Origin of the sequence: Planobispora longispora (genome assembly GCF_016863135.1) — a bacterium.
GTDB lineage: Bacteria > Actinomycetota > Actinomycetes > Streptosporangiales > Streptosporangiaceae > Planobispora > Planobispora longispora.
In genome coordinates, this window is sequence record NZ_BOOH01000026.1 from 55,132 (window position 1) to 65,497 (window position 10,366).

The window sequence follows — 10,366 nt, forward strand, 5'->3', positions numbered from 1 at the left end:
CGTATCCGCCGTGGTGAGGATTCGTGCCCGTGCCTACCAGTCCGTCCCCTGTCCGGGTCGTTTTCCTGGGTGGCCTCGGCCGTAGCGGCACCACGCTGCTGGAGCGGTTGCTGGGGGAGGTCCCCGGGATCGCCGCGCTCGGCGAGGTGGTCCACCTCTGGGAGCGGGGCGTGCTGGCCGGTGAGGCCTGCGGGTGCGGCGAGCCGTTCGGCGCGTGCCCCTTCTGGCTCCAGGTCGGCGACAGGGCGTTCGGCGGATGGTCCCGCGAACGGGCCGAGCGCATGCTCGCGCTGCGCTGGCGGGTGGACCGCACCCGGCGGATCCCCGCGCTGGCGGCCCTCCTCGCCGGGGAGGAGACGGGGACCGGAGACGGCGGGCGGCTCCTGGAGGAGCCCACCGAGCTGGAAGAATACGCCGCCGCCTACCGCCGCCTCTACGACGCCGCGGGCGAGGCGGCGGGCCGCTCGGTCGTCGTCGACTCCAGCAAGCACGCCTCCCTGGCCTTCTGCCTGGCGGCGGCCGGAACCGACGTGCACGTCGTGCACGTCGTGCGCGACCCCCGCGCGGTCGCGCACTCCTGGCACCGGCGGGTCTCCCGCCCCGAGGACGGCGCCCACATGACCCGCTGGCCGCCGGCCCGCACCTCGCTGCACTGGCTGGCCCAGAACCTCGGCCTCGAACTCCTGGCCCGCCGGGGCGTGCCGGTCACCCGGGTCCGCTACGAGGACCTGCTGGCCGATCCCGCGCGGATCCTCGGGCAGCTGGTCGGCGGGTTCGGCCTGCGCCCGCCGCCGCTCGGCTTCCTCGACGGCGGCACGGCCGAGCTGTCGCCCGCGCACACCGTCTCGGGCAACCCCATGCGCTTCACGGTGGGCCGCGTCGAGCTCGCCCGGGACGACCGCTGGCGCACCTCGGCCCCGTCCCGGCACCTGCGCCTGGTCACCGCACTGACCTGGCCACTCATGATCCGATACGACTATTCCTGGAGGTTCCGATGAGTCCATCGGTGGGCGTGGTCATCCCCACCAGGGGACACCGGCCCCGCCAGCTGCGCGCCGCCGTACGCGCCGCTCTGGCGCAGGACTACCCGGGCCCCGTCGAGATCGTCGTCGTCGTCGACGGCGACGACCCCACGCCGGTCGCCGAGGAGGTGGCCGACCTCCTGGCCGGCCGGGCCATGGCGATCCGCGGAACCACCCCGCCCGAACGCGGCGTCCGGGTGCTCGGCAACCGGCTCACCCCCGGCCTGCCGGGCACCCGCAACACCGGCATCGCCGCCCTCGGCACCGACCTGGTGGCCTTCTGCGACGACGACGACCAGTGGCTGCCGGGCAAACTGTCCGCCCAGGTCGCGGCATTGTCGGCGGAGCCGGGAGCGGAGTTCGCGAGCTGCGCCATCGAGGTGGAGTACGGCTCCCGCCGCGTCCCGCGCCGGGCCGGGACCCGTCGGGTGACCCACCGGCATCTCGTGCGCTCGCGCATGGCGATGGTCCACTCCTCCACGTTCCTGTTCCGGCGGGGCGAGCTGTGGGTGGACGAGAGCGCCCCCGGCGGCCAGAACGAAGACTGGGACCTCGCCCTGCGCGCCGCCGGGCGGTGCCCCATCGTGCACGTCGACCGTCCCCTGGTCCGGGTGCGCTGGGGCGGCTCCGCGTACGCCACCCGCTGGGCCGACCGGATCGCCGGGCTCGAGTGGATGCTCGCCCGCCACCCCGAGCTGACCCGCGACCCGCGCGGCGCGGCCCGCGTCTACGGGCAGCTCGCCTTCCACCACGCGGCCCTCGGCCACCGGAGAGAGGCCGGCCGCTGGGCCTGGCGGGCCTTCACCTCCCGGCACGGCGAACCCCGGGTGCCGCTCGCGCTCGCCGTGGCCCTGGGGCTGGTCTCGGCACGGGCGGTGCTGAGCAGGCTGCACCACCACGGACACGGCATATGACGCGGACCGTCACCGGCCACGGTCACACGAGGGCCAAGGCGGCGGTTCCCCGGCAGCGGCCCCGGCCGGACAAGGCGACCCGCAAGCGGCTGCGCCGCCGCGTACGCGTGGCGGGTCTCGCGCTCGACCCGATGACCGAGGGCGAGGTGGTCGACCACGTGGTCGCCGCGCTCAAACGCGGCGAGGGCGGCCACATCGTCACCCCGAACATCGACATCAGCCGGGCCGTCTCCCGCGACGCCGACCTGCGCGCGCTCGTCGAGGGCGCCGACCTGGCGGTGGCCGACGGCATGCCGCTGGTGTGGGCGGCGCGGCTGCTGCGCACCCCCGTCCCGGCCCGGGTCACCGGCGCCGACCTGATCTGGTCCCTGTCGGAGGCCGCGGCCTTCTACGGCTACCCGATCTACGTGCTGGGCGGCCCACCGGGTGTGGCCAGGGAGGCGGCGGCCAGGCTCATCGGCCACTACCCGTCGCTGACCGTCGCCGGGGTGGACGCGCCGCCGTACGGGTTCGAGCAGTGCCCGGAGAGCTACGCCGCGGTCCGGGACGCGCTGCTGGCCGCCGCGCCCAGGCTGGTCTTCGTCGGGCTGGGCTTCCCCAAGCAGGACCGCCTCATCGCGGCGCTCCGCGAGGACCTGCCCACCACCTGGTTCGTCGGGTGCGGCGCGGCCGTCTCCTTCACCGCGGGCGCGGTGCCCCGGGCTCCCGGGTGGATGCAGCGGGTGGGCCTGGAATGGCTGTTCCGCCTGTGCAGCGAGCCCGGCCGCCTGGCCCGCCGCTACCTCGTCAACGACCTGCCCTTCGCGCTCCGTCTGCTGACCGTCTGCCTGGTGAGGCGCCTGTTCTCCTGAACGGGTACGGCGATAGGGCGCGTCGCCCGGGTCCGGCTCAGGGCTGAGCGCCGCCGGGGCTGCCGCTACGCGGTGGCGTGGGTGAACGGCTTGACCGGGGGCCATTCGACGTCGACCGCGAGGGTCTCGTTGATGTAGTTGGTGAAGACGTTCCGGGCGACGTTGGCGACGACTTCGACGATCTCCTCGTCGCTGAGGCCGGCCTGGCGGGCGGCGGCGAAATCTTCCTCGCCGACGTGACCGCGGTCCCGGGTGACGGCGACGGCCAGACGCAAGATGGCAGCCGACGTGGGATCGCCGCTCTCGCCGCGGCGGGCGGCTTCGATCTCCTCCTCCGGAAGCTTGGTCACGTTGCGGGACACCATGGTGTGCGCCGACAGGCAGTAGGTGCAGCCGTTCATCTCCGCCACCGCCAGCGCGATCCGCTCCTGGTCCGCTGCCCGCAGCACTCCGCCCTTGAGCGCGCCGAACAGGCCGAGGAACCCTTGGAGCGCGGCGGGGCTGTTGGCCATGGCCTTGGCCATGTTCGGGATCACGCCCATGGTCTGCCGGGTGGCCGCGAGCTGTTCGGCGGCGGTTCCGGTGGCGGTGTCGGGGTCGATCAGGTTCACACGGGTCATCGAGGTGCCTCTCGCTCCTATCGAACAGAACTGTTCGTCCGATACGAGGTGAACGTAGATCGCGGGTTTCCCGTTTGTCAAACAGAACTGTTCGTTCGATACTGGCCGCATGAGGAAGACGGGGGCCCCGCCGGTACGGCAACGGCTGCTGGAAACCGCGGACGCGCTGTTTTACGCCGAAGGCATCCGCGCGGTCGGCATCGACCGGGTCATCGCCGACAGCGGCGTGGCCAAGTCCACGATGTATGTGCATTTCCGCACCAAGGAGGACCTGGTCGAGGCCTACCTGCGGCACCGTACCGACGCCTGGCGCGCCCATGTCGACGCCGAGGCGCGCGCCCGGGCCGACGACCCGGCCGACCGGGCGCTGGCCGTCTTCGACGTCTTCCACGAGCAGCTGTCAGCCCCCGGATACCGCGGCTGCCCCTTCATCAACGCCGCGGCCGAATACCCTCACCACCCCGGCATCCAGCAGACCATCGCCTACCACCGCGCCTGGCTCCACGGGCTCTTCCCCGGCATCCTCGGGACCGAGGCCGACCCGCGGCTCGCCGCCGCACTCGTCCAGCTCATCGACGGCGCCGTCACCGCCGCCCATCTCGACCGCGATCGCACCGCCGCCCGGACCGCCAAGGCCACGGCCAGGCTCCTGCTCGCCGCGGCGCCCCGGCGGCAAGGCGAATCGTGACCCTGGTGATCGAGGACGTCCGCTTCCGCGCCCCGCGCGCCGTACCCACAACCGCGCCGTACCGGCCCTCAGGCGTAGGCCAGGTCCAGGACGCGGCGGGTTTCGTCCGGGGTCAGGCGGGATCGCGCCTCGGCCGGGGCGCGGCGGGAGTCCATCGGGCGGAAGGCCGTGCGGGACAGGCCGTGCCAGGCGAAGGCGCCGCCGGAGGAGGCGGGAGCCGTACAGGCGCGGGAGACACGGGACTCGGCGCGGGGGCTCCAGCTCAGGCCCGCCCAGTCGTACAGGTGGCGGAAACCCCGGAGCGGGTCGGCGGCCAGCTCCTCGTAGGAGACCAGCAGGATCCCCGGGTGGCGGGCGGCGAGGTCGGTGACGACGGCGGTGGAGACCCGCCAGAGCGCGGCGGCCTTGGCCAGGCGGTCCTGGGAGCCCACCAGCGGGCGCAGTTCCTCCACCCGGGGGTGGTCGCGGACCAGCAGGGGCTGTTCCAGCAGCTCGTGGAAGTAGACCGTCCAGCCGAGCCGCTGCCAGCTGCCGGTGAAGGCCACCGGGTCGCGGATCAGGACGATCACCCGGCAGCCCAGCCGCTCGGCGAACCAGCCCGCCGACAGCAGCGCGAACGGGTCGTCGAGCAGCGCGCGGCGGCCGGTCAGGCGGCCGAAGGTGAACGCGGCGCCGTACCGGAGCATCCGGGCCAGGTCGTACGGCGCGCGGTTGCGGCGCAGCTCGGCCAGGAACCGGTAGCGCAGCGCCACCGTGTCGGTGAAGGCCCGCAGCCACACCTCGTCGTCGTCGGCGCTGATGTACTGGAAACGGTGGGTGACCTCGGCGTCGAGCACGCCGGGGGAGCGGCCGGGGCGGGGCAGCGGGTTGAGCGGCTCGTTGACGTAGACCAGCTCGCCGCCCGCCGCGAGCATCCGGCCCGCCCAGCTCGTGCCGCTCCTGGGCAGTCCGGTCACCAGCACGGGCGTCATCACGACCTCCTGAACGCGAGGGCGGGCGCCGCGTCGGGCCGTCGCCAGGGCGCGCACGCGGGCAGGGTGTGGCGGCCGAACGGGCGCAGGCCGTAGCGGCGGTGCAGCCGCCAGAGCGGGAGCAGGTTCTTGACCAGCACGCCGGCGGACCACCCCAGGGCCGCGCCGAGCGCGCCGAGAGAGGGGATCAGCGCCACGCCCAGCGCCGCGGTCACGGCCAGGGCGGCGAGCAGGTTCGCGAGGCTGGCGCGGGTGTGCCCGGCGGCGGTCAGCGCCACGTCGGCCATGCCGCAGGCGGTGGCGATCATCATGGTGGCGGCGAGCACGAGCGCGACCGGGACGCCGGAGGCGTAGCCGTCACCGCCGCTGCCGCCGTCGCCGAAGAGGCCGAGCAGCCACGGTGCGAGCGCGGCGTAGGCCAGCCAGACCGGCCAGGTCAGCAGGACCAGCCAGGCGGTGGTGGTCTGGTAGATCCGGCGGGCGCGGAGCAGGTCGCCCTCGGCCAGCGCGCGGACCAGCCGGGGCTGCGCCGCCTGCGCCAGGCCCTGCCCGGCGAGCTGGCCCACGGCCTTGAAGCGGGTGGCGGCGGTGTAGACGGCCGCCTCGGCCGCTCCGGCGAGCGCCGCCACGATCACGATGTCGAACCGCTGGAACACCGCCTGCACGGCCGCCGCCGCCGACCTCGGCCAGGTGTGCCGCCACAGCTCGCGGGCGGCGCCCCGGGCGCGCGGCGCGCGGGGCAGCCTCCGGCGCAGCCAGAGCGCGGCCAGCAGGACCACCGGCAGGTACGGCAGCGCCCACGCCGCGAGCAGGACGGCCAGACCGGGGACGTCCGGCCGTGCCGGGCCGCCGTGAGGATCGGAGACGCCGAGGCCGGAGGAGGCGCCGGGGGCCGTGCCGAGATCGGAGGAGGCGCCGGGGGCCGTGCCGAGGGCGGGGATGCCGGGATCTCCGAGGAGGGCCGGGAGCACCAGGGCGAGGAGGATCAGCTGGCCCAGCGGCCGGAGGACGCCGTCCAGGAGTGCCGTGAGCCGCATCGTGCCCAGTCCCCGGGTGGCCGCGACCAGGACGTCGGAGCACACGATGACGGGGAGCGCGAGTGCCGCCACGAGGACGGCGCCGGGCGCTCCCGCCGGGATGACCTCGCGGGACGGGACGACGCCTCCGGCGGCGACCACAGTGATGATCATGACGGTGACCGCGGCGGTCACCGAGAGGGCGAGGACCGGGACGAGCGCCGCGCGGAGGTAGGAGGCGGCCGCCCCGGGACCGCCTCGGGAGGCGGCGGGTCCGGAGCACTCCTGGGAAGTGGTCGGTCCGGAGTCGTCCTGGGAGGAGGCCGGTCCGGAGTCGTCCTGGGAGGCGGTCGGTCCGGAGTCGGTACGGCGGGTGCGGGCGAGGAAGTGGATCAGCCCGTTGCCGGCGTCCATCCGCAGGACCCCGGCGGTCATCAGGCAGAGCGCGGTCGCGGTGAAGAACGTGCCCGCCGTCTCCTGGCCGGTGGAGCGGGTGAGCAGCACCACCGTGAGGAACTGCACGGCGGCGCTGATGCCGGCCCCGGCCAGCCCGGCCAGTCCGTGCCTGGCCAGACCGCCGGGCACGCGGGGGACGGGGGTGTTCAGCGCCGCCATGAGGGTTCCGCGCCGAGCCACCGGGCCAGCCGCGCGTCGGACTCCGCGAAGTGCTCGCTCAGCTCCCGGCGGAGCGAGGAGGGCATCGGCGCGGGCCGGGGGCGGGCGTTGTGCCGCTCGAAGATCGGGTCGCCGAGGTGCGGCAGCCCGAGGAACTCCAGCACGCGGTCGTGGACGACCTCCGGCCGGGTGAAGAAGCACCCGCTGTCCAGCACCAGCATGCGGTCCCGGCCGACCAGCCGCTCCAGCCGCTCCAGCTGCCCGGCGTAGCGGCCCCTGGCCAGGTAGGCGTGGTGGCGGTGGGCGTGGCTGGCGGAGTGGGGGGCGGCGGTCAGCGCCTCGGTCACGCCCGCGAGCCGTTCCTCCTCCAGCTCCACGGCCCTGGCGAAGGACGTCTCGGTCTCGAACCCCCGGGCCAGCTCGTGGGCGTGGGCGGAGAAGGCCCGCTCGACCGGGTCGCGGACCAGGACGATCAGCTTCACCCCCGGCAGGTCCTCGGCGATGCGGGCGGGGGCCAGCGGATGGAACAGGTAGTAGGGCGAGGACTCGAAGGCCTGCGCCCGGTGGCCGTACCGGCGGGACAGGCGGGAGACCGCCGCCCGCAGCGGGAAGTGCGCCCGGTACCACGGCAGGCCCCGGTCGTAGGCCATGTCGAAGTAGTGCACGCCCTTGTGCAGGACCGGCTTGAGCACCAGCGGGTGCTGGGTGAGCGCCCGGTAGAGCGAGGTCGTGCCGGAGCGCTGCGCGCCAGTGATCAGGAAGGCGGGCAGGACCCGGCTCCCGGAGGTGAGACGTCCCGCGACCCGGGACGCGGCATGGGCGGAGCGCTTCAGCGTGGGCATCACACCAGGACCTCCTGGGCGTCGACGACGGGGCTGAGCCAGCGCGCGGGCGGGCCGAGCGGCTCGTGGCCGTCGGCGGCGTGCCGCTCGGCCAGCGTGATCAGGTAGTGGACCGCGGTCAGCCGCGCCTCGGCGGCCGACAGCCCGAACGGGGCCAGGATCGGCAGCGCCTGCGCCACGCAGGCCCGGGCCGCGACGGCGGGTTTCATCCGGCGCAGGGCGGACTGGAAGAAGTGGTGCAGGGCGTCGAAGCCGAGCGGCACCCCGGTGGCGAACCGCTCCCAGTCCCACACCAGGAGCCGTCCGTCCGGGCCGAGCGCGATGTTCCACGGGCAGAAGTCGCCGTGCCAGGCGTGTTTCCCCTCGCGGACCGCGCTGATCTCGCGGACGGCCTCGGTGAGCAGGTCGCGCGGGATCGCACCGCGCCGCAGGCGGGCGGTCCGGTCCGGGACGGGCAGCGGGGAGAGCGCGAGCACCTCCAGGCCGCGCCAGGACCCGTGGTGGAGCACGGCCGGCGGGACCACGGTCTTCAGCGGGACCTCGGCGAGCGCGTCGAGCGTCCGCGCCTCGTTGACGATGAGCTCGCGGGTGCGGACGGTGTCGCCGATCTTCACGAAGGCGACCGGCCCGGCGGGCCCGTGCGCCTCCAGGATGGGCTTGCGGTTGGCCCGCCGGGCCGGGCGGACGTGGAGCACCACCCGGACCGGCACGCCCAGCGCCTGGCTCAGGTGGGTCTCGATGGTGTCCTCTCCGGAGGGGACCATGACCTTCCCGCAGGGGTGCCACCACGAGCGGGGGACGAGCCTGCGGGGGACCAGAGGGTGCGGGAGCAGGCTGTACGGCTGCGCCTCGCCGGGGCCGGGGAAGAGCAGACTGATCGTCTGGCGCAGGTAACGCAGCCGGACGCGGGCGTCGTTCATCGGGACCCGTCCTCCATGGAGTTCCTCCAGAGCAGTGCGAACGAGATCAGGTAGAGGCTGAGCGGCGTGACCAGCCCGTCGTAGACGAACATGTAGAGAAGCGTGAGGATCATCACCAGGACCCCGGCCATGCCGATCGGCGAGCGGTCGGCCCAGTGTCGCCGGACGGCCCCGGCGAAGAAGGCGACGTAGAGAGCGGCCCCGACGAACCCCTGAGTGATCATCAGGTGCCAGAGCTGGCCGTCGCTGCCCAGCGGGGGATGGCCGCAGGTCTCGCACCAGTCGCTCTTGCCGGTGGTGATCGTCTTGTGGTTGCCCGTCGCGTTGCGGGTGTTGCCGTAGCCGATGACAGGCGAGAACTGCGCGGCGGCGATGGTGGAGGCCACGGTGAAGGCGCGGATGTCGTTGCTGTGCGGCCGGTCCAGCCGCTGGGCCACGACCGCCTGCAGGGGGCTCAGGAAGAACACCAGCACCCCGGCCGCGACCGCGGCGCAGGCGACGGCGCGGCCCCGGGCGCCCAGGCGCAGCACCAGGTAGCCGACGGCGATCCCCAGGCCGATCCAGAGCCCGCGGTTGAGCGAGTAGACGACCGGGATGGCGGCGAGCGCGAGCAGCGGGGCCGTGGCGAGGCGGCTGCGCGGCCCGCCGTACACCCACCAGCCGACCACGAACCAGATGAGCAGGACCGACAGGTTGCTGCCCCAGGCGTTGGCCCACTCGAAGGGCGCCTCGGGGCGGGGCGAGGCGTGCCCGAGGACCTTCTGGATCTGGGCGGCGGTGGGGTGGATCAGGTTCTGGACGAAGGAGTTGCCGCTGATCCAGCCGGGCAGGAGCCGTTCCACCGGCGAGGTGAACTGGACGTGCGGCGCGAACACGCCGAGCAGCCCGCCCGCGACGGTCGTGAGGAACAGCGCGCCCAGCATGCGCACGAGGGTGAGCTGCGGCAGCTCGCGCTCGGTCAGGTTGCCGAGGTAGAGCACCATGATCGTCAGTGAGGCGTAGAGGGACAGGCGCATCAGGTAGCCGACCAGCCGGCCCGCGCCGAACTCGCCGTAGGTGCCCGGCGGCATCTCGGCGAGCATGACCGAGCTGACGAGGTAGCCCGCGAGCAGCAGCAGCCAGAGTCCGAACCCGCGCGGCACCTTGATCGGCCGCCGCCGCCACAGCACGGCCGCCATGGCCGGGGCCAGCACGACCAGCGCCAGTCCGCCGAAGCCCATGGCCCACCACACGGGGTAACCCACGAGGAAGGCGGCGATCGGCCATGCCGCCCGGTGCGGGAGTCTCACGCCGGGAAGACCTTCTTGCCGAGCGAGGGGAGCTGCGTCAGCGGGACGGTCTCCGGGGAGTCTTCCACGGGCTTGCTCCGCTCGGCGGGGACGGCCAGCCCGGCCAACCCGCTCGGCCCGGCCAACCCGCTCGACCCGGTCAATCCGCTCGACCCCGCCGGCTCGCGCCGTTCACCCGTCCTGGGTGATCCGGTGAGCCCGGCCGGGAGGGGCGTGGCGGGGAGCGCCGCCGGGGACTGGGCCGCGCTGTGCTCGCGCATGGCGGCTCGCACCTCGGAGGCGGAGATCTCGGCGGTGGCGGCGGCGTCGGCGTCACCGGCGGCGACGGAGCCGGCGGGCGGAGACGCGGAAGGGCCGCCGAGGGCGGCGGGCCCGGCGGGACTGGCAGGGGAGGGCGCGCCGGGAACGCCGGGGGCGGCGGCTCTGATGTCCGTCGTCCTGATGATCGCGGTCTCGGGGGCCGGGCTCTCCCCGGCCGCAGTGGAGGGGGGCGGAGTCGCCATGGTCGCGGACTTGATGGCCGCGGCGATCCGTGCGTCGGCCGAGGTGATCGGGGTGATCCGTGCGTCGGCCGAGGTGATCGGGGTGATCCGTGCCTCGGCCGAGGTGATCGGGGTG

10 protein-coding genes and 1 pseudogene are annotated in these 10,366 nt (G+C 74.4%); 4 read left to right on the plus strand and 7 right to left on the minus strand.

The window, feature by feature from the left end:
* Positions 1-29 precede the first annotated feature (29 nt).
* From Plo01_RS18105 to Plo01_RS18115, 3 genes are read left to right on the plus strand one after another with little or no spacing between them, the layout of a single operon-like run.
* Complete coding sequence (locus tag Plo01_RS18105) at positions 30-998, plus strand: sulfotransferase family protein (protein WP_203891794.1); 969 nt, start codon at positions 30-32, stop codon at positions 996-998.
* The gene (locus tag Plo01_RS18110) at positions 995-1,936 is read left to right on the plus strand and encodes a glycosyltransferase family 2 protein (protein ID WP_203891795.1); all 942 of its coding nucleotides are present in this window, start codon (positions 995-997) and stop codon (positions 1,934-1,936) included. Before Plo01_RS18105 ends, Plo01_RS18110 begins: the two co-directional genes overlap by 4 nt.
* On the plus strand, positions 1,933-2,787 hold the full coding sequence (locus Plo01_RS18115) for a WecB/TagA/CpsF family glycosyltransferase (RefSeq protein ID WP_203891796.1): 855 nt from the start codon (positions 1,933-1,935) through the stop codon (positions 2,785-2,787). The genes Plo01_RS18110 and Plo01_RS18115 overlap by 4 nt, the downstream gene beginning before the upstream one ends.
* A 65-nt stretch (positions 2,788-2,852) precedes the next feature.
* Here the strand turns inward: Plo01_RS18115 and Plo01_RS18120 are convergent, their stop codons facing one another.
* Positions 2,853-3,407 carry a carboxymuconolactone decarboxylase family protein gene (locus Plo01_RS18120; RefSeq protein ID WP_203891797.1) on the minus strand — a complete coding sequence of 185 codons (555 nt, stop codon included), beginning with the start codon at positions 3,405-3,407 and terminating at the stop codon, positions 2,853-2,855.
* A gap of 109 nt (positions 3,408-3,516) precedes the next feature.
* Between Plo01_RS18120 and Plo01_RS18125 the strand changes: the two genes are divergently transcribed.
* Positions 3,517-4,095, plus strand: coding sequence for a TetR/AcrR family transcriptional regulator (locus Plo01_RS18125; RefSeq protein WP_203891798.1), 579 nt, complete (start codon positions 3,517-3,519; stop codon positions 4,093-4,095).
* Positions 4,096-4,163: 68 nt separating this feature from the next.
* Here the strand turns inward: Plo01_RS18125 and Plo01_RS18130 are convergent, their stop codons facing one another.
* The 6 genes and pseudogenes from Plo01_RS18130 to Plo01_RS18155 form a co-directional block, all read right to left on the minus strand.
* On the minus strand, positions 4,164-5,066 hold the full coding sequence (locus Plo01_RS18130; protein WP_203891799.1) for a sulfotransferase: 903 nt from the start codon (positions 5,064-5,066) through the stop codon (positions 4,164-4,166).
* Entirely contained in the window at positions 5,066-6,697 is a 1,632-nt protein-coding gene (locus Plo01_RS40345; protein ID WP_239316581.1) for a lipopolysaccharide biosynthesis protein, read from the minus strand. Before Plo01_RS40345 ends, Plo01_RS18130 begins: the two co-directional genes overlap by 1 nt.
* Positions 6,685-7,539 carry a sulfotransferase gene (locus Plo01_RS18140; RefSeq protein ID WP_203891800.1) on the minus strand — a complete coding sequence of 285 codons (855 nt, stop codon included), beginning with the start codon at positions 7,537-7,539 and terminating at the stop codon, positions 6,685-6,687. The genes Plo01_RS40345 and Plo01_RS18140 overlap by 13 nt, the downstream gene beginning before the upstream one ends.
* Positions 7,539-8,459, minus strand: coding sequence for a hypothetical protein (locus Plo01_RS18145; protein WP_203891801.1), 921 nt, complete (start codon positions 8,457-8,459; stop codon positions 7,539-7,541). Before Plo01_RS18145 ends, Plo01_RS18140 begins: the two co-directional genes overlap by 1 nt.
* Entirely contained in the window at positions 8,456-9,748 is a 1,293-nt protein-coding gene (locus Plo01_RS18150) for an O-antigen ligase family protein (protein WP_203891802.1), read from the minus strand. The genes Plo01_RS18145 and Plo01_RS18150 overlap by 4 nt, the downstream gene beginning before the upstream one ends.
* Positions 9,745-10,366: pseudogene (locus Plo01_RS18155) on the minus strand (hypothetical protein); the annotation flags it as partial. The gene Plo01_RS18150 and the pseudogene Plo01_RS18155, both read right to left, overlap by 4 nt.